This is a genomic window from Actinotignum saccati (genome assembly GCF_051265055.1).
GTDB lineage: Bacteria > Actinomycetota > Actinomycetes > Actinomycetales > Actinomycetaceae > Actinotignum.
In genome coordinates, this window is the sequence record NZ_JBOZCC010000006.1 from 70,883 (window position 1) to 94,344 (window position 23,462).

Below are 23,462 nucleotides of genomic sequence, written 5' to 3' on the forward strand. Positions count from 1 at the left end.
GCATGTCCCTTCCTTCCCTCAATGCCGCCACGTCCGGACCCCGCATCGCCCAGTCCGAACATCGCGGGCTCAGCGATAATCCGCAATGGTATCGCCACGCGGTGTTTTACGAGGTCCTGCTCAAGGCTTTTGGGGATACCGATGCCGATGGGGTCGGCGATATTCGCGGCCTCATCGCGCACCTCGATTACATCCAGTGGTTGGGGATCGACTGCATCTGGATCCCGCCGTTCTACCCCTCCCCCGGGCGGGACGGCGGGTACGATGTTGCCGATTACACCGCGGTGGATCCTCGCTACGGCACGATGGATGATTTTCGGGAGCTCGTTGATCAGGCCCACCGGCGCGGCATCCGCGTCATTATCGATATTGTTATCAACCACACCTCCGCGGATCACCCGTGGTTCCAGTCCTCCCGCGCCAATCCGGACGGGCCCTACGGAGATTTCTACGTGTGGTCAGATACCGATAAAAAATACGAGGATGCCCGGATTATTTTTGTGGACACCGAGGTATCGAATTGGACGTTCGACCCGGTGCGCAAACAGTATTTCTGGCATCGTTTCTTCTCCCACCAGCCGGATCTGAATTTCGATAATCCCAAAGTGCACGAAGCGGTCCTCAATATTTTCCGCTTCTGGTGCGAGCTGGGGGTGGACGGGCTGCGCCTGGATGCCATCCCCTACCTCTACGAGCGGGACGGCACGAATTGTGAAAACCTCCCGGAAACCCACGCTTTTATCGCGAAGGTGCGCCGGGTCCTCGATAAGGAATTTCCCGGCACGCTCTTGCTGGCCGAAGCTAACCAGTGGCCGGAGGACGTCGTCGAATATTTCGGCACGGAGGAGGCGCCCGAGTGCCATATGTGCTTCCATTTCCCCGTGATGCCGCGTATTTATTACGCGCTGCGCGACCAGCGTGCCACCGCGATCCGGGAGATTTTGGAGCGCACCCCCGCGATTCCGGCCGGGGCCCAGTGGGGTACGTTCCTGCGCAATCACGATGAGCTCACCCTCGAAATGGTGAGCACGGAGGAACGTGCCCTCATGTACGGCTGGTATGCCGATGATCCGCGCATGCGCGCCAATGTAGGGATCCGCCGCCGCCTCGCCCCGCTGCTGGGGAATTCGCGGGCGGAAATTGAGCTGGCGCACGCGCTGCTGCTCTCGCTGCCCGGCTCGCCCTACCTCTACTACGGGGACGAAATCGGGATGGGTGACAATATTTGGTTGCCGGATCGCGACGGCGTGCGCACCCCCATGCAGTGGAGTCCGGATCGCAATGCCGGTTTTTCCACCGCGGATCCGGGCCAGCTCTACCTGCCGGCGATTACCTCGCTGACCTATAACTACCAGGCGGTCAATGTGGAATCGCAGCTGGCGCAGCCGGCTTCGCTGCTGCATTGGATTCACGGGATTCTCGAGGTGCGGCGCGGGCACCCGGCCATGGGCTCGGGTGATTTCGTGCTGCGCGAGTCGAATAACGACGCGATCCTCGCCTTCACCCGCTCCTGCCCGGAGGAAACCATCCTCTGCATTATGAACCTGGCCAATACCCCGCGCGCCGGGCGCGTTGAGCTGCCCGATTACGCCGGGTGGCTGGCCACCGATGTGTTCGGCGGGGCCGGGTTCCCGGCGGTTCGCGCGGATGGCAGCTACGACGTGACGCTGGGCAGCCGCGATTTCTTCTGGCTCAAACTAGATGCGCCCGGGCAGGCCGAGCCCGGCCCGGTGGAGGGTGCCCGCGCCGAGGAAAGCGGGGAGCCGGTGGATTTCGCGGCGCTCTCCCGCCCGGCGCCGGTGGGAACACTGGAAGCCGCACATAACGCAGATCATGAAGAAGGAGGCGGGGCGTGAGCTGGAATGTTGGCGAGCGAATGCCGGAACTGGAAGCGTGGATGCACGCCCGGCGCTGGTATCGCGGCGAGCCCCACCCGCTCTACCTGCGCGCCCGCGCAGACCTCGCATGCGGCACAGACGTCGCGTGCGGCGCGGACGTCGCGTGCAGCGTCGAGCCCTTCACCCTCACCTGGTTCATTATCGAAGCCGGCGCCGCGCTCTACAACGTCCCGCTGCTCCTCGCCCCCGCGGAAGGCGGCCCCGCTGAAGCCGGCCCGCGCGGAAACGGCGCAACTTACGGTTGCGGCACGCCCGATGGTTCCGGCACGCCCGATAGGAACGACGACGCCGCGCCAGCCGCGCAATCCCCTACCGACGCCACCCCGGTTGCCCGGGCGCGCGGCCACCTTATTTTCGATGCGACGACGCATCCCGCCGGCCAGCGCTTCCTCTTCGCGGCTGCCACCGGCCAGCTCGGCAGCTCGCCTACCGCGAGCGCGCCCGCTGCAGATTCCCCCGCCGGCAGCAACGCCAGCACCCGGCCCGGTGCAAACTCGCCAACCGCCGCGAGCGCGCTGCACCTGGTTACCCGCCCGGCCAGTTTCCCGGGCAGTTACCGCAGCGCCCGACCGCTGAGTGGGGAACAGTCCAATAGTTCGATTATTTACCAGACCAGCACCGTCCCCCTGATTATCAAGCTTTTCCGGGTGCTCAGTCCGGGCGCGAACCCGGATGTGGAATTGCAGGCCGCGCTCTCGGATACCGGCACGGTGCCGGCGCAATGGGGCTCGGCGGCGCTGGTGGGCGGGCCGGCCGAGGCGGGCAGCGATGTGCTGGTGGCTCAGGAATTCCTCACCGGCGCGCACGACGCCTGGCGCGTGGTCACAAGCTCTTTCCCCGCCGCCGATAAAAATGCCGCGAATGCGCCCGGCCCGGACACCCCGCCTGCCGCCGTGGATGTGCCCGCGCCGAATTGCCCGCCCACCGCGGATGTGCCCGCGCCGGATCAAGCCGCCGCACTCCTGGGTGATTTCGCCGCGCGCATCCGCGACCTGGGCACCCTCACCCGCACCTTCCACACCGCGCTCGCCACCCGCCTGGGCACCACCGCGGCGACGCCGCAGCTGCGCGAAGCGCAGCTGGCCAGCTGGCACTCCCGCGCCCGAGCCGCCCTCGCGGCAGTCCCGGAGCTGGAGCAGCGCAGCGCCCAGATCGCTCAGGTTTTCGCCGCTGCCGCGGCCACCCCCTGGCCGGCCCTCCAGCGTATTCACGGGGATTACCACCTCGGCCAGGTGGTGGATGTGCCCGGGCGGGGCTGGATGGCCCTCGATTTTGAGGGTGAACCCCTGCGCCCGCTCCCCGAGCGCGTGGCCCCCGACCTCGCCCTGCGCGATGTGGCCGGCATGCTGCGTTCCTTTGATTACGCCGGCGGCCAGGGCGAACGTGATGGCCAGCCCGCCGCCCGCATGCGCGCCTGGACCCGTGCCGCCGAAGGTGCATTCTTGGCCGGCTACGGCGCGATTCCCGCCGAACACCAGCCGCTGCTGCGCGCCCTCCTCCTGGACAAGGCGCTTTACGAAGTCGTGTACGAGGTCAATCAGCGCCCCGACTGGATTGATCTGCCCCTGGGTGGAGTCCACCGCCTGCTCGAGAACTAGCAGCCGGGCAGCTCAGCCCGCCGCGATTGCGGCGGGCTGCGGCGTCGTCGCCCTTCCACCGTACCTACCCGCGCCCGCAAGTTCCCCCATACCCGGCCCCGCGCGCTGTCCACGGCAGGCGCCCGGGGCCCGGGATCACGCATCTTTCAGGTATCCTGGGATATGTAGATAGTCGCGCGGCACTTCCGGAAATTCCGCGGTACCGCTTGGCAGGACACAGCACATCACCGGCGCGCGCGGGTGGTTTCCCGCTCTGACCGCCTACGCTCCATCGTGCAGAGAGGCACACATGTCTGATTACGTAGAAGTTGATGAAGGCACGCTCGAGGCTGTTTCCAAGGGTTGGTACTACGCACCCCACGATGTCCTCGGCCCCCATTCCAACGGCAGCACCGTCACGATTCGCACCATTCGGCGGCTCGCAGATGCGGTATTTATTGAAACGCTGGACGGGCGGGTGCCGGCCGTGCACGAATACAACGGGATTTGGCGCGCGGTACTCGATACCCCGAACGTGCCCGATTACCGGGTGGTGGCCTCCTACGGGGGCGTGGAAAGCCGCGGGGATGATCCCTACCGTTTCCTGCCCACCCTGGGAGAAACCGATATTTACCTCATTTCGGAAGGGCGCCACGAAGAATTGTGGAATGCGTTGGGTGCGCATGTACGCCACTTCCCCTCGGTCCTCGGGGATGTCACCGGCGTGGCCTTCTCGGTGTGGGCGCCCAATGCGCTCGCCGTGCGGGTGGTCGGTGATTTCAACGGCTGGGATGGTTCACTGCACGCCATGCGTTCCCTGGGTAGCTCCGGGCTGTGGGAGCTCTTCGTGCCGGGCGCCGGCGCGGGGGCGCGCTACAAATTCGAAATCCAGTACAAGGATCTGAGCTGGCACCAGAAGGCCGACCCGATGGCCCGCTACAGCGAAACCGCGCCGTCCACCGCCTCTATCGTCACCGAATCCAGCTATGAATGGAACGACGACGCCTGGATGGCTCAGCGCAATGACCCTGCATCAGGGCCGGTTTCCATTTACGAAGTCCACCTGGGTTCGTGGCGTAAGGGGCTGTCCTACCGGGAGCTCGCCGACCAGCTCATCGGGCACGTCAAGTATTGCGGCTTCACCCACGTGGAATTCATGCCGGTGGCCGAACATCCCTTCACTCCCTCGTGGGGCTACCAGGTGACCGGGTATTACGCGCCCACCTCGCGCTACGGCACCCCCGATGACCTGCGCTACCTCATTGACCGCCTGCACCAGGCCGGCATCGGGGTGATTACCGACTGGGTGCCCGCGCATTTCGCCACCGACGAATGGGCGCTGGCGCGTTTCGACGGTCAGGCGCTTTACGAGGATCCGAATCCGCAGCGCGGCTCGCATCCGGATTGGGGCACGCTGGTCTTTGACTTCGGGCGCCGCGAAGTGCGGAACTTCCTGGTGGCCAATGCGCTGTACTGGCTGGAAGAATTCCATTTCGACGGCATCCGCGCGGACGCCGTGGCCTCCCTGCTCTACCTGGATTACTCGCGGGAAGCCGGGCAGTGGCAGCCTAATATTTACGGCGGGCGGGAAAATCTCGAGGCGATTTCCTTCCTCCAGGAAGTCACCGCCACCGCCTACCGGCGCAACCCGGGCGTCATGATGATCGCGGAAGAATCCACCTCCTGGCCGGGTGTCACGGCGATGACGGATAGCGGCGGGCTGGGCTTCGGCCTCAAGTGGAATATGGGCTGGATGAACGACACCATCCGCTACTTCGAGGAAGAGCCGGTCAATCGGCGCTGGCACCACGGGGAAATCACGTTCTCCATGGTCTACGCCTATTCGGAGAACTACCTGCTGCCCCTCAGCCACGACGAAGTGGTGCACGGCAAGGGCTCGCTCTACCAAAAGATGCCCGGCGACGACTGGCAAAAACGCGCCGGCGTGCGCGAATTGCTCGCCTACCAGTGGGCGCACCCGGGTAAGCAGCTCCTGTTCATGGGCCAGGAATTCGCTCAGATCCGTGAATGGAACGACGACGCATCTCTCGACTGGTGGCTTACCGACCAGCCCGAACACGATGGCATCTTGTCCCTTGTGAAACGGCTCAACGAGATCTACGTGGAGCACCCGGCCCTGTGGAGTGATGATTTCACGCCGCACGGATTCGAGTGGATTGACGGATCGGACGCTGATAATAACGTCATTACCTTCCTGCGCCGCTCTGCCGATGGCAAGGATGTGGTTGTGGTGGCCTGCAATTTCGCGGGTATCCCCCACCACGATTACCGCATCGGTTTGCCGGCCGGGGGCACCTGGAAGGAAGTCCTCAATACGGACGCGGTGGAATACGGCGGTTCCGGGGTGGGCAACCTCGGGGAGGTCCACGCGGAGGAGGTCGGCTGGAACGGCCGGCCCTACTCGGCCCCCGTGCAGCTGCCCCCGCTCGGGGTGGTCTACCTGCATCACGCGGCTGAGGAGGTCGCGGGTGTTGATGCCGCCGGCGCGGACGCGGGCGCGGAGCTCGCGGGTAGTGGCGCAGCCGGTGCGGACGCGGGCGCGGAGCTCGCGGGTAGTGACGCGGCCGGCGCGGACGCGGGCACGGAGCTCGCGGGTAGTGACGCGGCCGGCGCTGACGCGGGCGCGGATCGCGACCCGGCCGCCGGCGAGCACGCCGAAACCGAAACATCCGCGAATCGCGAGGCCGAAGCGGAGGAATCCGAGGAAGCCGCAGCAGCCTAAAGCGGTTGCCTTATAGAGCCACCGCCTCAAGCAGCCGCCTCAGCGCGTGCCGCGTCTTAGCTCCTTCGCGGCAGCGCCTGGCAGCGGCGCAACAGTGGGCCCGGTGATCGACTACTCGACCACCGGGCCCACGCTTTTGCCTACACACAAAGCAAAGTGCAAATCTACGCACCATTTTGGCCCGATTTCTGTCCTGGGCTTGCACTACGCGACCCCAACGGTTCAGGATTTGCACTTTGGTTGATCCACGGCGGCGGGGCGGCAGGAGGCAGGGGTGTTTTTTCCGAGGTGTACTTCGCATGTATGACACATGAAGTACATCTCGGAAAACACATAGTCCTTCCCCGCTGAAGAACCAATAACCCGGACTTTCCTCGGCATATCACCGAGGGAAAGTCCGGGTTATGAGCAACTATTTCAAGGGTGGTCGGTTAGCTCCGGTGGAGCTGAGCCGGCGCACCGCGCCTCGCGGAACCGAGGAACCGGCGCACCGGGCTACCCCTTCACCGACCCACCGGTCAGTCCCGAAACGATGTAGCGCTGCAGGAAGAGGAAGAGGAGCAGAATCGGGAGTGCGGAGATCACCGCACCGGCTGTGAACCAGCCCCACTGCTTCTCATTACCGCCCACCCAAATATTCATGCCGATGGCCAGGGTCCAATTCTCTTCTTTGGAGAGGATCGTGGAGGCCAGGATGAAATCGTTGAAGGCTCCGATGAAGGCCAGCAGCCCCACCACCGCGAGGATCGGGGTCACCAGCGGGAGCACGATGGTCCAGTAAACCTGCGAATGGCTGGCGCCGTCGATCTTCGCGGCTTCGTCCAGCTCCATCGGAATGGAGTTGAAAGTGCCGTACATGAGGAAGGTATTGGCGCCCAAAGCCCCGCCCAGGTACACGCAGATGAGCGAGAGCTTGGAGTCCAGACCGAGCACCGGCACGATCTCACCCAGCTGGCTGAGCAGCAAGAAGATTGCCACGAAAGCCAGGAGCTGCGGGAACATCTGGATGACCATGAGGGCCAGCAGCCCGCCCTTGCGCCCCCGGAACCGGAAACGCGAAAATGCGTAGGCCGCGGCCGCGCCCATGAGCACCGCCCCCAGCGCAGAGAAAATCCCGATCTCCAGGGTATTGGCGAACCAGCGCCAGAACATCGTCGAGGTTCCTAACTGGGCGAAGTTCTGGGTGGAGATCTCCGAGAAGAGGGAGTTCGCCGAGGTCAGCGTCGTTTTGGTATTCGGATTGAGGGCCGCAGAAAGCACGTAGATAATCGGGAAAGCCGAATAGACGACGGCGAAAAGCCCGACCAGGTGCCGGAAGCCCACCTGGGAAAACCAGCGCCCGAAACTCACCTTATTGTGATGGCGTTCCTTGTGGCTGATCTTTTCCTCGATCACGGGAACCGCCATGACTGTAGATTCGCTTGCCATTACTGTGCCCCCTCAATTGAACGCGAGCGCCGGAAGCTGATGAGGGAAATCGTGCCGACGATAACGAAGATGAGGATGGACATGGCCGAAGCCAGCCCGTAGTTCTTCGTTGCCGCGCCCGACAGCCCGGAAATCTGGTACACCATCGAGATGAGGATATCCGTGGACCCCACCGGCACCGAGGCGTCCGCGAATTGCGGGCCGCCGCGGGTAAGCATGTAGATGAGGTTGAAGTTATTGAAGTTGAAGGCGAAGGAGGAGATGAGCAGCGGGGTTACCTGGATCATGAGCTGCGGCAGGGTGATATACCGCCACCGCTTGAATCCGCCCGCGCCGTCAATTTCCGCCGCCTCGTTGAGTTCAGACGGAATCGATTGCAGCGCCCCGGTGCAGATGAGGAACATGTAGGGGAAGCCCATCCACAAATTCACCAGGATCACCGACAGCTTGGCCAGCCACGGATCGGTGAGCCACCCGATCTCCGCACCCCCGAAGAGCACCTGGTTGAAGAACCCGTACTTCGGGTTGAGCATGCCGGCGAAGAGGAAAGCCGTCATAAAGGAGGGGAACGCATAGGGCAGCAGCATAATCGTGCGGTAGATTTTGCGCCCGCGCATCCGCTCATCATTCATGACCAGCGCGAAGAACATGCCTAGCAGGAAGGTGGTCGCCACCGAGAGGAAGGCGAAAGCGAAGGTCCACACCAGCACTTTGAGGAAGGGGCTGGCATAGCGGGCATCCCCGAAGGCATCCGCGAAGTTCTTAAAGCCAACCGTCACCCGCCAACCGGTATTGAGAGTTTCACCGTCGTCCGCCCGGTAGAAGCCATCGCTGGAATCAGCGTGATAGACCTTGCCGGTGGTGATATCCGTGAGGGTATCGGCCGCCGCATCGTGCTTGAGAGTTGATTGGAAAACAAAACCGGTTGTGGCTGTTTGGGTTCCAATAAATCCATCTCCCGGGTCCTCGCTCATGGGAACGCGCAGCGCGGTGATCTCCGCCTGGCGCGCCCCGATCTGGGCGGGTGTGAGGATCTCATAGCCGGGCACCTCGGTGATGCGCTTGCCATTGACCTGGGCATTTTTCGCGGGTACGAAGGGAGCTTCCTCGGTGCCCACGAGCACTGCGCCGTCGTCGTTCACAATAGCGAAGCCGAGTTCCCCACCGGCGTCCACGACCGCGAGGGGGTACTGCGCGCTGCCTTCGACCCGCTGGGTGGAGGTGAGCAGCAGTGCCTCGGTGGCGCGTTCTTTGGTGAGCATATGGCGGTCGCCGTAGTTGGTGAACGCGATGTAGCCGGTGTAGAGGATAACGAACACCTGGAAAATCGCGAGGAAGACCAGCCCCGGCGTGAGGTACTTGGGGGCCAGGTGCTTCCGCGAGAAATACACGTAATCCACGATGACGAGCAGCACCGTGAAGACGGCCACCAGGATCCACGATCCTTCGTTGAACGCCGCCGCGATAATGTAGATCCCCAGCGCATTGACCAGCGCCATGAGGACCAGCTTGATAATAAAACCAACCGACCAGGTGCGCGCGTGCGAGCTTCCCACCACCGGGATTTTCTTTTCGATGTGCGACGACGACGCCCGCCCGCCGGCGCGCTCATTCGCGCCACCACCGGCAGGCCCGCCCGCGCGGCGCCCGGCCCGGTTCTCCGTTTCCGTACTCATGACTTACCTCTTCGCTGACGCGAGGGTGACCCGGAAACCTCCGAGCCACCCTCGCGTTCGCAGCTTACTTGGCTAGTTCTGCCTGCAGATTCTGGATGAGGCTCTGCCATGCGGCCACCGGTTCGGCGCCGTCAATGATCTGAGCTTCGGTGACGCCCCAGGGCACCCACACCGCACCCATTTCGGGGATGGTGGGCATCGGCTGGGCGCCTTCGGCAGCCTTGGCGAAACCTGCGGTGACGTCGTCCTTCTGGGCTTCCTGAGCCGCGGCGGTCAGCGCCGGGAGGCGGTTGCCGGCCTTGTAAATATCCAGCTGCACCTCCGGGGTGGCCATGTAATCAACGAGGAACTGGTTGGCCACGATCTGGTTCTTGGACTGCGCCGAAACATAGAAGCCCTGCACGCCCACGAGCGGGGTGGCAGCCTTGGGGCCGGGCGCCGGAATCGGCTCCACCGCGACCTTGAGGCCGGCGCTGCGGAAGTCCTCAATCATCCACGGGCCGCCCAGGATATAGGGCGATTCGCCCTTCTTGAAGGCATCAACCGCAATATCGTAGGTCATCGCGGTTTCGAAAACGCCGGCCTTGCCCTGCTCACTCAGCCAGGTGGCGAAGGCTTCGCCGTTCGCCCCGCCCATGCCGAGGTTCTTCGAGGTGGAACCGTCCGCATTCGTCTCGAAAACGGGCGCCCCGAAGGACTGCTGGAAGGGGTAGTAGGTGTAGGGATCGCCCTTATCGGTGGTCTGGATGAGGAACGGGTACTTCACGCCGGCTTCCTTGCCCTTGGCGATCATCTCATCGAAGGTGGCCGGGGTGGAATCCGCCAGCGCGGTATTGCGGATGAGCGCGAGGTTCTCCAGCGCGTAGGGCAGGCCGTACAGGTTCCCGCCGGTGGAGAAGGCCGTGGTGGCCACGTCATTGAAGTCCTTCGCCTTATCGCCTAATTCAATAGGGGCAACGACGCCGTTCGCCACGAACTCACCGAGCCAATCATTGGCACCCACGGTGATATCCGGGCCCTGACCGTTGGAGACCTGGGTGAGGAACTCCGCGCGCACATCCCCGAATTCCTTGACCACGAGTTCCACGTGGTTGCCGGTTTCCGATTCGAATTTCTTCGCGGCGCTTTCCAGGGCCGGCTGGCGGTTGGAATCCGTCCACACCGTAATGGTGGCCCCGCCACCGGCTGCCGGTGCTGCCGAGCTGGCTCCGGCAGGTGCTTCGCTCTTATCGGCCGAACCGCCGTTGCCACCGCAGGCGCCTAAAACAAACGCCAGCGCGGATACCGCGGCCATCGCGCTTATGCTCCGTCGCATCTTTACTCCTTGCGTTGATTCTTCGCTACGCGGGATCGCACCATCACGCTCCCCGTTATCTCTGAGGGTAGCGCATCATTCGGTAATTCTCACCCCTTTTTGCAGTCTTTTTTACGCCTTTACATATCGGAGGGTGGTCGATGTGGGGTTTTCCGCGGTCTTGCGGGCTTTGTAGGCGGCGCTGTTTTCAGAAATGCTTTCATGGTTGGGGTGGCGGCGGGCGGGGAGCTGCGTCGTCGTGCTGTACCGTGACGGCGCAGAAACAGAAGCGCGGCGGGACGTTCCCACCGCTGCGCCCACTGGTGCAGGCGGCGCCGTGCACCGTACCGAGCGGGGCGCTGCACACCGTCCTGCCCGCGGCACCGTGACCCCTCCACGCACCGCACCGCTGGAGTTTTCAGAAAAGCCTCAGTACGATGTTGCACGACGGCGCGCACCGCGCCGACCAGCACAAGGACGTCTCGGTACCCATGAGTAAAATTCGCATGCAAGATGTTGCCACCCACGCGGGGGGGTCCGTGGCGACCGTATCGCGCGTGATTAACCAGAAGGGCAATGTCAGCGAGGATACGCGCACCGCGGTGCTGGCGGCCCTCGATATGCTCGGCTACGAGCGCCCGCCGCGCCTAAGCGAGGCGAGCGGGACCGTGGGTCTGCTGCTCCCCGAACTAACCAACCCGATTTTCCCGGTGTTCTACCAGGAGCTCGAACGCGAATTTACCGCCGCCGGCTACACCACCACCCTGGCCACCCAGGCGCCCGGCGCCCTCACCGAGGACGAAGCGGTGGCCTCCCTCACCGCCCGCGAGGTATGCGGCCTGGTTTTTGTATCGGGGATGCACGCGGATTCCAAGGCCTCGCCGGAGCGGTACGTGCGGCTGGCCGAACGCCTCCCCTTCGTCACGATTAACGGCGCGAATCCGCGGGTTCCGGCCCCTGATTTTTCTACCGACGACGCCGAATCCATGCGGCAGGCGGTGCGGCTCCTGGCCGGGCTCGGGCACAGCCGCATCGGTTTGGGTATCGGGCAGCGCCGTTATATTCCCGGCCAGCGTAAAGAACAGGGCTTTGGCGAGGCGATCTCCCAGCTGCTGCCCGGCGCCGATGTGATTGTTGCAGAAACTTTTTTCACGGCGCACGGCGGGGCGCGGGCGGCCGAAGCGCTGCTGGCGCGCGGCTGCACGGCCATGGTGTTCGGCTCGGACATCATGGCGCTCGGCGCGATTGATGCCCTGGAGCGGCGCGGGGTGCGGGTTCCCGAGGATGTGTCGATTGTCGGTTTTGACGATTCGCCGCTCATTCGGTTTATGCGCCCGGCGCTGACGACCCTGCGCCAGCCGGTGGCGGCCATCGCCCACGCGGCCTGCGCTACCCTGCGGGCCGCCATGGAAGATTTTGCGCCAGCTCAGCGTACGAAGGCGGGGGCCTCCATGAGCTTCCCGGCCGAATTGCTGGTGCGTTCCACCACCGCGGGCGCGCCACTTGCGGCGCCCGGTGCGGCCCGCGTAACCGGCGCGGCGCCCGCGCAACCGAGTGCACCCGCGCAAGTTAGCGCGCCTGCGCCCTCCTCCACCTCTAACTGAAAGGACACCGCTATGCTCCTCCACCCTGCTTCCGAGCGCGAAAACTGGTGGCGCGACGCCGTTATTTACCAGATTTACCCGCGTTCCTTCGCATCCTCGGGCGGGCCGCTCGGGGACCTGCGCGGCATCGAGAGCCGGCTGGGGTACCTGGCTGATTTGGGGATCGACGCGGTGTGGCTTTCGCCTTTCTACCGCTCCCCGCAATTCGATGCCGGCTACGATGTGTCCGATTACCGCGATGTCGATCCGCGCTTCGGCACCTTGAAAGATGCCGAGCACCTTATTGAGGCCGCGCACGAGGCCGGGCTGCGCATCATCGTTGATATCGTCCCTAACCACACTTCTTGGGATCACGAGCTTTTCCGGCGCGCGGTGGCGGCCGGCCCCGGCTCCCCCGAACGCGAGCTGTTCTGGTTCCGGGAGGGGAAGAACGGGGGCAGTGAGCCTCCTACCAATTGGCGTTCGGTGTTCGGCGGGCCGGCCTGGTCGCGGGTGCGGGACCTGCCTTTCGCTGCCGGCACCCCGGCCGCGGAGGAAGACCTCTACTACCTCCATCTTTTTGACCGCTCGCAGCCTGATCTCAATTGGCAGAACCCGGCGGTGCGTGCCGAATTTTTGGCGACGCTGCGCTTCTGGTTGGATCGGGGTGCGGACGGCTTCCGGGTGGATGTAGCCCACGGACTCATGAAAGATCCGGCACTTCCCGATTGGTCCGGGGCGGTGGAAATGGCCGGGGTGACGGAGAAACCCGAGCCGGCGCCCTTCTTTGACCGCGATGAGGTCCATGAGATTTACCGCGAATGGCGCGCGGTGCTGGATGAGTACTCCCCCGAGCGCATTCTGGTGGCGGAGGCCTGGGCGGATACCGAGGAGCGGTTGGCCCGCTATATCCGACCCGATGAAATGAACCAGGCTTTCAACTTCATTTATTTGGCCGCGCCTTTCGAGCGCGAGGCGCTGCGCGAGATTATTGTGCAGTCGCTGCGCCAATCGGATCGGGTGGGTGCGCCCACCACCTGGGTGCTCTCCAATCACGACGGCGTGCGGGTGTGCTCGCGCCTGGGCTACCGGGATACCTCCCGCGGAGCGAACGGCATCGGAGCGAATGATCCGCAACCGGACCGCGAGCTGGGGGCCCGCCGCGCCCTGGCGTGGCACCAGCTCACCGCCGGCCTGCCGGGGGTCTATTACATCTACCAGGGCGAGGAACGTAATCTTCCCGAACACACCTCGCTGCCGGACGAGGTGCGCGAAGATCCCACCTTCGCGCGCACCCACGGCACGGAGCTGGGCCGGGATGGCTGCCGGGTCCCCCTCCCCTGGGAATCGGATCGCCCCGGTTTTGGTTTCTCCCCGGACGGCGCCACCTGGCTCCCCCAGGGCGCGGATTGGGCGCGTTACACGGTGGACGTGCAGGAAGCCGACCCGCATTCCCCGCTGCATTTCTTCCGCACCATGCTGCGCCTGCGCGACGAGCTGGAGCTCGGGGTGGGGTCCCTCGAGGACGTCTGCGATGATTACGGCACCGGCGTGCTCGCTTATGTCAATCGCGCCGCGAATACCAACCGGGCCGCGCATGCGCAGCGGCCACCCGTGCTCATGCTCACGGTATTCGACGACGCCGCCCCGCTGCCCTCCGGTTGGCAGGTCCTGCTGGCCTCGGATCCGGCCGCCAGCTCCTTGGGCGAAGGAGAGATGATCCCGGCGGATACCACCGTCTGGCTGGTGCCGGTCGAGTAGCCGAGCTGGAATAGGCTGCTCTGATATAAGCCGGCACAGCACGAGGCGGCCGAACCGTAAAGGTTCGGGCGCCTCGTTATCTTGTACCGCTAGAAAACTTACGCCGACCTATGACTTACGCCAGCCTATGGCCCGCGCCCGCTTGAAAAGACCTTAGAAGAGCGCGGAGGCGAGGTCGCGGCGAGCGCTGCGCACTACCTCCGTATCGGCTCCCACTGCGGTGAAGAGTTCGAGCAGGTGGGTGCGCAGCTCTTCGCGCGCATCCCCACTCGTGACCTTAATGGCGTTGATCAGCCGGGCGAATCCCAGATCGGGGCGGCCGGCGGCCACCTCAATATCGGCGGCGGCGATTTGCGCCGCCGCATCGCCCGGGCCGCCGGCATCCGCCGCGGCCATGATGGCCTGCGGGTCCTGCCCGCGGGTGGAGCGCAGCAGGCGCACCTGGGCGCGGCCCACCTGTGCTACCTCGCTATCCGGGTCTGCTGCCGCGAGCGCCTCAAATTCGGCTTCCGCAGCATCGAGGTCGCCCCGGTCGAGGGCTTCGAGGGCGGCCAGGTGATGGGGATTGACGGGTGCTTCGCCCGCTTCATCAGCTTTCCCACTCACGCGGCCGGCCACGCCGGCGCGGTTGGCTGCGGCGAGCAGCTGGTTCACGAGCTCAGTGACCTGCGCGGTGGTGGGTGCGCCCTGGAACAGCGGGACGGGTTGGCCACCCACGAGCGCGATGCCCATGGGGATGGTCCGCACGCCGAAGGCTTGGACGAGTTCCGCTTCGGTGCTGGCGTTCACCACCGCGATGCGGATCTGGCCGTCGCGCCGGCGCGCTTCGGCTTCCAGGGTGGTGCCCAGCTCGCCGGCCGCGCCGTCGGCCACAAAAAGCACGATAACCGGAACCTGCGCGGAAAGCTGCACTTCGGCGTTGAGGTCGGCCGCGGTGAGTGTGGTGAGGTAGGCGCCGGGCACGGGTGCCGCGTTTTCCTGCTTTTTTGCCGCTGCCAGGGCCGCTAAATCGACCGGGCCGCGCATGGACATATCTGCCATATTAGCCTCCGTTCTGCACCGAGGTGAGCACCGGTTTCGATGCCGCTACCGTGGTGATCGTTGTGTTTGTGGCGCCCGCCGCCGGGATTTTCAGGGCCACCGTGAAGGAATAGTTGAGGCGCATGCTCCCCTGGACCGTGATTTCGGTATTGGCTTGGCCGGTGGCCAGCCCCGCGATTTTCGCGTCCGTGACCTTGATGGAGCCGCCCTGGGCGGTGTGGCGGATTTCGAGGGCCTGATTGACCTGGAAGACGGTGAGGATACCGCCGTCGCTGGCGCGGAAGCTTTCCGGGGTGGTCTGGGCCGGGCCGAAGGTCTGGCTGACCGCGCCCACGCCCTGCACCGCGCCGGCCAGGGAATCGTATGTTTGGGAGAGCTGGGTGCGTACCGCGTCCGGGGCGGCCGGGTCCGCATCCGAGCCGTAGCTGAGGGCCGAGCCGCTGGCGTTGAGGGTGCCGATATAGCCATCGTGGGCAGCTTGAGGGGACGCCACCGCACCTTCGCCGTTATCCGCGGCTACCCGCTGTGCACCGGCCGGGCCGGCGGGGATCTCCGGGATCACGCTGCCGGGAAGAATATCCATAGCCGCCCACAGGGACCAGTTTTCCCGGGCCGCGCCCTGGGTGAAAACATTGAGGCCCTGCGAGGTGGTATTCGCCGGCCAATTGACCACCGCGAGCGCGCTGCGCGGGAAGCCTTCCGCCCCGGAAATCGCCACCGAATCGATGGTGGTGGACAGCGCGGGCATATCGTAGCTATCGGCCAGGATGCGCTTGAGGGCGTAGTGGGCGCTGCGTTCCACGCTGAAGGGCCCGGAGCCGCGCCCGCTGAATTCTTCAGGGCTGGCGGAGGCATCCGCCTTGGTCAGCTGCTCGAAAATCGCGGGGGCAACCCGCTCGGTGAAGTGTTTATCGGAGAGCGCGGCACGCGGGCTCGCCGGAGCCGGGGTGGGTTCCAGGACGACGGCGCTCGCTGAGCAACCGCCCAGTAATGCCAGTGCCGCGAGGGTGGCCAGGGCCTTACGCATGGGTCGTTCCTTCCTCGTCGTCGTTCTGTGTGGGCTGGTTTTGGCCCCAGATGCTCCACCAGCTTTGCGGATCGGATTCCGCGGCGGTATCGCTATCGCTGCCGGTGGTGCCGGAAGTTTCCGAGCGCTCCGCATCGCTGAGCTCCGCGGGCTTGACGGGCACGCCGTCCTTCATCTGGATGGCGGGGAGGATGCCGGAATCAGCCGCGGCCTGCCATTCGGCACGCGAGCCGCGGTAGCCGGGTTCGTCATCCGGGCCGGGGAGTGTAGCCGCTGGTTCCTCTACGGGCGCTTCTTCGGCCGCTGGTTCTTCGGTTGCCGGTTCTTCAGTTTCCGCTTCGCTGGGCTGCTGCACCGGTTCTTCTACGGGCGCTTCTTCCGGAGCAGCTTCTTCGGAAACTTCCTCTTCCGGAACGGCCAACTCAATGCGGTCAGCCGGATCGAGGGGGCGTTCGCGCAGTTCCTGGGCACGCGGGCTTTCCATGAGGATACCTGCGCCCAGGGCCCCGCCGGTTGCCGCAACCCGGTCGCCGGCGGCAGCACCGGCACCAACCGCGCCGCCAATTCCCGCGCTCACCGCCGGCATAATGGTTGTTTCATCCGCGGCCCGCTTGGCACGTGAAACACGTTCGTCTTTGCCGGCCCGTACCTTCGCGGCGAAGCTGCGCTGATCCTTGGTGGCGGTCATGAGCAGCACCACCCCGATAATCCCCACAATAAGCCCGAGCAAGCTCACCGGGAGGGACCAGTTCCGCCCGCCGGGCAGCGCCCAGGTGAGTTCCACCTGCGGGAGCGCCCCGGAGGACGTCTGCATAATGAGGGATTCGGCTCCCGGGGAGGTCACGGTGTAGGTGAATTCCACCTTCCCCTTGGCTTCTTCCTTGGAGAACCACATATCCGAGGCGAGGACCTTGCCCGGATCCGCTTCTCCCTGGGAGGTGGTCAGAGTCAGTGCGGCGTCGTCGTTCATACCGGTAATGGTGGCGCCGGGCACGCCTTCCGCGTACGCGAGCACGTCGCCGGAAAAGCCGGCGCCCACGGAAATGGTGTCCTGCGCCGGGCCGGAGACAGATACGTCTACGTCGGTCCCGCCCATATCCAGGACGCCGGGGGCGGTGACGAGCACGCCTTTCCCCTCCGGCGCCACGGTGGCGGAGACGCTCGAGACCGGCTTCCACACGGTGCCGAGCAAAATGCCCACCACCAGGATCGCCAGGCCCGCGAGCGCGAGACCGACTCCTCCGTTCTTCTTCATCATTCCCCTTCTCACTGCGGTTGGCGGCCCGGTACAACCGCACCGGCGAAAGACCATCGACAATACATGCCTACGTTAAAACTACCGCGTGACCTGCTCGGTGGCGGAATTTTTCGGCGCACGGCCGCGCTTTTAGGCTTAGAGAAAAGCCTAACCGTTATCTAACCGTTATAAAACTCTGGTGCGGGTGATGGTGGCGAGCTCCACAGCGTTCACCACCCGCCCAGCACTACCCCCACCGGGCGCGCTGACCGGTAGGCTTAGGGCAGCAATTTCTATCCAGCAGCGCGCGGAGAGGGTGTTATGGCGGATTTTGAACTGTTTCCAACAGTACGCAGGGGTTACGACAAAGCTCAGGTCGATGAACGCATTCACCAGCTGGCGGATGCGCTCGCCGAGGCTCGGTCGCGAGTAGCGGGTTTGGATGCGCAGGTGCTGCGCATGTCCGGGGAGCTCACCGAGTTGCACAGCCGTTTGCGCGAGGATGAGCGCCCGTCCTATTCAGGCTTGGGTACCCGGGTGGAGCGGCTGTTGCGCGGGGCGGAACAGCAGGCGATGGACGTGATGAGCCGGGCGAATTCCGATGCGGAGTTGCTGGTTTCTCGGGCGCGGTCCCAGGCGGAAAATCTCACCTCCGCGGCGGAAAAAGAAGCGCAGGAAACTTTGGATTCTTCGCGTACCGAGGCGGCGCAGGTGCGCCAGCGCGCCGAGGCGGAAGCTACCGAATTGACTACTACTTCGCGGCGCACCGCCGAGGAGCTGGTGACCTCGGCCCAGCGCGAGGCTGAGCGTTTGGAGGCGAAGATGCGCCACGATGAGGCCGAGCTGAATACCCGGCTCACCCACGAGGAAGAGGAGCGGCGCGCGGCCCTCGCCCAGGAACTTGCGGAGGCGCGTACCCGGGCCGAAGAAGAGGTCACGCGCTTGCGTACCGAGGCGGAAACTGAGGTGGCGCGTTTGCGGAGCGAGGCGGAGGCCGAGGTCGCGAAGATCCGCGCGGAGGCCGAACGTGAGGTTGCGCAGTTGCGGGCGGATTCGGCCGCGGCCCGCGCGCGTTCCGATGAAGAATCGCGTACGGCCATGGCGAAGTTTGTCGACGACGCCGAGGCTCGGGCTGCCAGTGCGGAACGCCGCCTGGCGGAAGCCACGAAGCGGGCCAATGCCCTGACTTCGTCTTCGGAAGCTGAGGCGAGTGCGGCGCTGAGCGCCGCCCAGACCGAGGCCCGGGAACTGGTGAGCGCGGCGCGTGAAGATGCCGAGCGGATGCGCCGGGAAGCGCGGGAAGCCGCCGAGGAATCGCAGCGCCAGGCCGATGCCCACGTGGCGGGCCTGGAGGAGCAGCGGCGCACCCTCACCTCCTACCTGGAGGATATGCGCACCATGCTGGCCACCTCGAATATCCCGCTGGCCCTGGATGAAATCGTGGGCAGCGCCGAGGAGCGCACCGCCGCGGAGGCGGCTGAAGCTGGTCAGGCTGGCGATCAGGGCGCCGGCGATCAGGGCGCCGGGGCCGGCGAATCTTCCGTAACGGACGCACCTTCCGCGGGCAAGGCACAGGCCGGAGAACAGACAGGAGATCACTCCCCCGCGGCCGTGGAATCTGATGCCGCCGGTGGAGACACCGACGAAGCTACTAATAATCAGTAGCACCTGGCTAATCAGTAACTCAATAGTATTCCGGCGGAAGCCTAACGGACTGGAATCCCGGCTTCCCCGACGGTTCCAATATCAGCGTGGCGCCCGAGATTCACATGAATCCCGGGCGCCACACATTTGTCGCATTCCGAGTGAGTATTCAAGAGCACTATTAGCTGGTAGCGACCGTCGAAATTGGGCTACTTTTCAACCGTCGGTAACACAGTGCAAATTCCGGACGGTCAGGGTCTCGTAGTGCAAACTCAGAGCAGAAATCTGGCCAAAATGGTGCGTAGATTTGCACCCTGTTGTGAGCTTACTATTGAACTTTCAAAAACACGCCCTCATTAGCAACTATTCTTGGGGATGCGCTAGTTTGTTGATCGCAGCCCCAGCTCACCGAAGAGACTTTGTCACAAAGGAATACGCATGAACGACTCCCCGTTCCACAGAATCGGTTATGCCCTATTGGGAATCGGCTCTGGAATTTTAATACTCGCAAAGAATTTTGCCGGTGGCATCACCGGTGCTTTAGCCGGTTTACTTATGTTCTGGTCAGATGCAAAGAAACCAGGCGACACCGAAGAATCCCCCGATTCCCGTGAGAACAGCCGCTAAACGCTAGGGCACAGCTCTTGGGAATCGCTGCAAGCAACTGTTAATGACGGTGTGAGCAGCGCCCGAGATTCACATGAATCCCGGGCGCCACACGTTGTCACATCGGCTCGTCATTGGGCGTAGACAAGACCAACTCCGTTATCTCGCAAGCGCTGAGCGGCTAGCGGGTAGCTGCCTCGTAGAGCTTACGCAGCGCGGTAGCAACCTCGTGCGGCTTTTCCACCGCGGAGAAGTGGCTGGCACCCTCAAGTTCCACGAACGGTTGATCCGGACGCACCTCATGCAGCTGGGCGAATTCTTCGTGCTTGGCATTCGGATCATCCACCCCGCGCAGCAGCAGGATGGGAACATCCAGCTCCATAACCCCGCGAGTATCCGGGCGAGTCAGCATCATCTGCTGCAACCAGGAGAAAGCCCCGGCATCTACCGTCTTGAAATAGGCGGCAACCTTCTCCTTGAGTTCCGGGCTTGCTGCCGAACTCAGCATGGTATCCACCCAGCCGGCCAGCACATCCCAGCTCTGGCCCGAGGCGAGCTTCTCAATGGCCTTTTCTCGCGGAGAGGGCGAGGGCTCCGGCCCCAGAATCGAGCCGTCCAGCAGTGCCAGCCCGGCGATCTGCTGGGGATTGCGCAGGGCATAAGCAGCGGTGACGGTAGCACCCATGGAAATTCCGGCGAGCACGATAGAGTCGTATTCCGCCAGGGTTTCTTCGAGGGCGGTCAGGTAGGAATTGATATGTGGCGTGGTGGCGCCCGCGGCGTCGTCGACCTCAATACCGGAAGGTGAGTCCCCGAAACCGGGGGCGTCAATAGCAATCGTGTGCAGATCCGAAAGCTCAGCGCGCACGCCCTCCCACATCCGGGACGTCATCGGCATAGCGTGGAGCAGAACAAGCGGGATACCCGCACCTTCGTGAATATGTGTGGCAAGTTTCATACTGCGATTGTAACGCCGTTCCCGGAACTTAACCCGGGTACGGCGGCCCTGGCGATCCTCGGCGGGTTTCTTCAGCCTTCTTCCGCGAGACCTGCCTTGAAATCTTCCAGGGTCACGCGCACACCATCATCAGTCTGCTTGGCATGCTCGTAGGCAGCGATATCTACTGTTTAGGCGCGGCCGCGGTGCTGCCAGCAGCCCGGATGCCAGTGGCGGCGCGCATCCACCCCGGCCTGAGCACCCCAGATGGTGTCCTCCGTCCAGGCCACAATATTGGGTTCGCCAGCGCGAATAATCCCGCCGCAGCCCGGGCACACGTAGTCCTTCGCGGCGCTGGCGATGCGCCGCACCTTGTAGGTGGCGCCATCGCGGCCGTTCTCATAGCTGAGCCCACCCATCGCCGCGCTGATATTCAGCGGGCGAACGGGACGGGAGTACTTTTTCGACCGGCGCATTCTTCCATGGTAGCCGCTTGGCGCGCGGAGTCCACTAGCACGCCGTGCGACGCCGCAGCCGCCCGGCTACCTATGCACGCGCAGGACTACACATGCACCGGACTACGCATGCGCACACTGCACTACAGATGCGCACGCCCGCCTGGCTACGCCACCAGCTTGCCGTCCTGCGCGACCAGCTTCCCGGCCCGGTAGACCCGCCGCGGGCGCAGCTCCTCATCCACCACCAGCAGATCCGCGCGTTTGCCCACGTCGAGCGTCCCGCGATCATCCAAGCCCATGACGCGCGCCGGAGTGGCGCTCGCCATGGTCACGGCGTCGTTCAACTCCACTCCCGCGCCGACCACGGTGCGCACAATATCAAGCAGATGCGAAGTGCCACCCGCGAGATTACCCCCGCGCAGCCGCGCCTGCCCGTCGGTCACGTGCACGCGCAGCCCGCCCAGCTCATAGGTGCCATCCGCCATGCCGGCGGCCGCCATCGCATCGGTAATGAGCGCGATATTTTCCGGGCCCACGATTTCGACCACGTTGCGCACCAGCTCGGAGCTAATATGCACGCCGTCTCCAATAAGTTCGACGACGCAGCTGCCGCGGCGCGCGGCAGCCAAATACTCGGCCACCGGGCCGGGCGCGCGGTGACGCAATTCGCGCATGGCATTAAACAGGTGGGTGGCCACCGGGATGGCCCCGCCCGCCACCGCCCGTTCCTGGAGCTCACGCGCCGGGCCGGCCTCCGCGTGGGTATGCCCCCAGGTAGGAACTACACCGCGCTCGAGCAGGAGGTCCACCACCTCGCTCGCCCCCGAAAGTTCGGGGGCGAGCGTCATCCCCCAGGCGTGCCCGCGGGCCGCATCGAGGAGCCGGGTGGCGATCTCCACGCTCGGAGCTTCCAGGTAGGCCGGGTTCTGGGCACCGGCCCGCTCGCTGGAAAGGAAAGGCCCCTCGATAAGGATCGCGGCCAGGGTGCCATCCTCGACCGCGTCGGCCATGAGGCCCGCCCCGGCTTCCATACGTTCCACGCTCAAGGTGGTGAGGGCCGCGGCTATGGAGGTGGTGCCGTGGGCCAGGTGCTCCCCAGCCGCCTGCGCCACCTCCGCGCTATCCTCTGCATCCGGGAAGGAGGCTCCTCCCCCACCGTGGCAGTGCTCATCGACAAGCCCGGGCAAGATAAGCCAGCCCTCGGGCAGCTCACCGCCGGAATCAGCACCAGCAGCGCCCGTTGCACCCGCGGCGCCCGCGGCGCTCGCGCGCACCCCGCCATCAGCATCCGCGGCCGCGCCGGCCTGGTGGCCGGGAGCTACGTCGTCGTTCTTCGTAGTTGTGTGTGTTCGCGTTTCGCTGGGCGTTACCCGCGTGAAAACTCCGTTGTCCCACGCGATATCGCATTCGCGCACGCCGCCGGGCAACGCTGCCCGGCCGTATAAGAACCCCATTATCTCGTCCTAAAACAGTCGATCCTCCGGGTGGTCTATGCCACGCATATCGTCGTAGTTCAAGATCATACAGTCAATGCCGCGGTCTTCAGCCAGCACACGGGCCTGCGGTTTGATTTCCTGGGCCGCGAAAATGCCGCGCAGCGGATTCAGGAGCGGGTCGCGGCGCAGCAAATCGAGGTAGCGGGTGAGCTGTTCGACCCCGTCAATTTCCCCGCGGCGTTTAATTTCGACGGCGATATAGCCGCCCTCGCCGTCGCGCACCATGAGGTCCACCGGGCCGATGGCGGTGGGGTACTCGCGGCGCACCAAGCTGGCCTGCGGGGCGATACGCTCCACCTGTTCGGCCAGCAGTTTTTGCAGATGCGCTTCCACGCCGTCTTTGACGAGCCCGGGATCCTCCCCGAGCTCCTGTTCGTAATCAGAAAAGACCTCGTAAATGCGGATGACCAGGCGGTCATCGGTTTTCTTGTGCTCCACATTCCAGATGGTGCGCACGCCCGCCTCGCGCTCCGCCGCGCTCGGTTCTTCTTCGGTGAAGATGGTGGGGCCCATCATCCAGTTGAGGGGCTTATAGGAGCCGGTATCCGCGTGGACCAGCACGGAGCCATCGGCTTTGACCATGAGGAGCCGGGTGGCCGGTTCGAGATGCGCGTCCAGGCGTCCGGAGTAATCAACCGAACAGGTAGCAAAAACAACGCGCATCTAGAACAACACCCAATCTCCCCGGGGCGGGGCCGAATCCGCCCACGCCACCAGCGCGGTATGCGCCTGGCAGCTCATGGCCATATCAATTTCTGTATGAGCATCCCCCACCCGGGCGGTGGCGATATCATCACGCACTTTGACCAGGTTGATGCTCAAGGAACGCCGGTCCAGGCGCAGCGCCGGGCGCCAGGATAAGGATGCCACCCGGAACCACTCCAGCGCATCGGTGCGGAAAAACACCACCCCGGTGTGCCAGCGATGCTGGCGGCGCACCGCGGCCTGGGAGGAGCCCCACTGGTTGAAGAGGTAGCGTACCCGCGCCAGGAAGTAGATGAGGAGCGCGAGGAGAACCAGCACGACGATCAGTGCTACGCTTTGCCAGCTCATTCG

At 64.5% G+C, this 23,462-nt stretch carries 18 protein-coding genes; 7 read left to right on the forward strand and 11 right to left on the reverse strand.

Features of this window, described 5'->3' with window-relative positions; all coding sequences use genetic code 11:
* Positions 1-2: 2 nt before the first annotated feature.
* The 3 genes from treS to glgB all read left to right on the forward strand — a co-directional run bounded on the left by treS (position 3) and on the right by glgB (position 6,218).
* A complete protein-coding gene (gene treS / locus ACRQEC_RS06335; protein WP_284890259.1) occupies positions 3-1,856 on the forward strand; it encodes a maltose alpha-D-glucosyltransferase in 1,854 nt (617 codons plus the stop codon).
* A complete protein-coding gene (locus ACRQEC_RS06340) occupies positions 1,853-3,496 on the forward strand; it encodes a hypothetical protein (RefSeq protein ID WP_301575160.1) in 1,644 nt (547 codons plus the stop codon). The genes treS and ACRQEC_RS06340 overlap by 4 nt, the downstream gene beginning before the upstream one ends.
* Positions 3,497-3,785: 289 nt before the next feature.
* Positions 3,786-6,218 carry a 1,4-alpha-glucan branching protein GlgB gene (glgB, locus tag ACRQEC_RS06345; protein WP_284890261.1) on the forward strand — a complete coding sequence of 811 codons (2,433 nt, stop codon included), beginning with the start codon at positions 3,786-3,788 and terminating at the stop codon, positions 6,216-6,218.
* A gap of 495 nt (positions 6,219-6,713) precedes the next feature.
* Here glgB and ACRQEC_RS06350 read toward each other — a convergent pair whose 3' ends face one another.
* From ACRQEC_RS06350 to ACRQEC_RS06360, 3 genes are all read right to left on the reverse strand, one after another.
* Positions 6,714-7,646 carry a sugar ABC transporter permease gene (locus ACRQEC_RS06350; protein ID WP_407707002.1) on the reverse strand — a complete coding sequence of 311 codons (933 nt, stop codon included), beginning with the start codon at positions 7,644-7,646 and terminating at the stop codon, positions 6,714-6,716.
* On the reverse strand, positions 7,646-9,322 hold the full coding sequence (locus tag ACRQEC_RS06355) for an ABC transporter permease subunit (protein WP_284890262.1): 1,677 nt from the start codon (positions 9,320-9,322) through the stop codon (positions 7,646-7,648). The genes ACRQEC_RS06350 and ACRQEC_RS06355 overlap by 1 nt, the downstream gene beginning before the upstream one ends.
* 64 nt (positions 9,323-9,386) lie before the next feature.
* Positions 9,387-10,637: a sugar ABC transporter substrate-binding protein gene (locus ACRQEC_RS06360; protein WP_284890263.1), complete on the reverse strand. Its 1,251-nt coding sequence runs from the start codon at positions 10,635-10,637 to the stop codon at positions 9,387-9,389.
* A 470-nt stretch (positions 10,638-11,107) separates the two neighbouring features.
* Here ACRQEC_RS06360 and ACRQEC_RS06365 point away from each other — a divergent pair, with 470 nt between their 5' ends.
* Both ACRQEC_RS06365 and ACRQEC_RS06370 read left to right on the forward strand, forming a co-directional pair.
* Positions 11,108-12,220, forward strand: coding sequence for a LacI family DNA-binding transcriptional regulator (locus ACRQEC_RS06365; protein ID WP_435734863.1), 1,113 nt, complete (start codon positions 11,108-11,110; stop codon positions 12,218-12,220).
* A 12-nt stretch (positions 12,221-12,232) separates the two neighbouring features.
* Positions 12,233-13,960: a glycoside hydrolase family 13 protein gene (locus tag ACRQEC_RS06370; protein WP_284890265.1), complete on the forward strand. Its 1,728-nt coding sequence runs from the start codon at positions 12,233-12,235 to the stop codon at positions 13,958-13,960.
* Positions 13,961-14,113: 153 nt separating this feature from the next.
* On the opposite strand, the gene ACRQEC_RS06375 is transcribed toward ACRQEC_RS06370, so the two are convergent.
* The 3 genes from ACRQEC_RS06375 to ACRQEC_RS06385 are packed head-to-tail and all read right to left on the reverse strand — an operon-like array spanning position 14,114 to position 17,286.
* Positions 14,114-15,001 (reverse strand): tetratricopeptide repeat protein, encoded by an 888-nt coding sequence (locus tag ACRQEC_RS06375; protein WP_284890266.1) that lies wholly within the window; start codon positions 14,999-15,001, stop codon positions 14,114-14,116.
* Between the two features lies 1 nt (position 15,002).
* Entirely contained in the window at positions 15,003-16,028 is a 1,026-nt protein-coding gene (locus tag ACRQEC_RS06380; RefSeq protein WP_284890267.1) for a DUF8094 domain-containing protein, read from the reverse strand.
* On the reverse strand, positions 16,021-17,286 hold the full coding sequence (locus ACRQEC_RS06385; RefSeq protein ID WP_284890268.1) for a hypothetical protein: 1,266 nt from the start codon (positions 17,284-17,286) through the stop codon (positions 16,021-16,023). The genes ACRQEC_RS06380 and ACRQEC_RS06385 overlap by 8 nt, the downstream gene beginning before the upstream one ends.
* Before the next feature lie 300 nt (positions 17,287-17,586).
* Here ACRQEC_RS06385 and ACRQEC_RS06390 point away from each other — a divergent pair, with 300 nt between their 5' ends.
* Both ACRQEC_RS06390 and ACRQEC_RS06395 read left to right on the forward strand, forming a co-directional pair.
* Positions 17,587-18,930: a cell division protein DivIVA gene (locus ACRQEC_RS06390; protein WP_284890269.1), complete on the forward strand. Its 1,344-nt coding sequence runs from the start codon at positions 17,587-17,589 to the stop codon at positions 18,928-18,930.
* Positions 18,931-19,347: 417 nt separating this feature from the next.
* Positions 19,348-19,536 (forward strand): hypothetical protein, encoded by a 189-nt coding sequence (locus ACRQEC_RS06395; RefSeq protein WP_284890270.1) that lies wholly within the window; start codon positions 19,348-19,350, stop codon positions 19,534-19,536.
* Between the two features lie 160 nt (positions 19,537-19,696).
* Here ACRQEC_RS06395 and ACRQEC_RS06400 read toward each other — a convergent pair whose 3' ends face one another.
* The 5 genes from ACRQEC_RS06400 to ACRQEC_RS06420 form a co-directional block, all read right to left on the reverse strand.
* Positions 19,697-20,473 (reverse strand): alpha/beta fold hydrolase, encoded by a 777-nt coding sequence (locus ACRQEC_RS06400; protein ID WP_284890271.1) that lies wholly within the window; start codon positions 20,471-20,473, stop codon positions 19,697-19,699.
* 170 nt (positions 20,474-20,643) lie between these two features.
* Positions 20,644-20,928, reverse strand: coding sequence for an Rv1322 family protein (locus ACRQEC_RS06405; protein WP_284890272.1), 285 nt, complete (start codon positions 20,926-20,928; stop codon positions 20,644-20,646).
* A gap of 146 nt (positions 20,929-21,074) precedes the next feature.
* On the reverse strand, positions 21,075-22,364 hold the full coding sequence (locus ACRQEC_RS06410; RefSeq protein WP_284890273.1) for an N-acetylglucosamine-6-phosphate deacetylase: 1,290 nt from the start codon (positions 22,362-22,364) through the stop codon (positions 21,075-21,077).
* A gap of 9 nt (positions 22,365-22,373) precedes the next feature.
* Positions 22,374-23,069, reverse strand: a complete 696-nt coding sequence (gene nucS, locus ACRQEC_RS06415; RefSeq protein ID WP_284890274.1) for an endonuclease NucS — start codon at positions 23,067-23,069, stop codon at positions 22,374-22,376.
* Positions 23,070-23,459, reverse strand: a complete 390-nt coding sequence (locus ACRQEC_RS06420) for a DUF2550 family protein (protein ID WP_026429109.1) — start codon at positions 23,457-23,459, stop codon at positions 23,070-23,072.
* Positions 23,460-23,462: the final 3 nt, after the last annotated feature.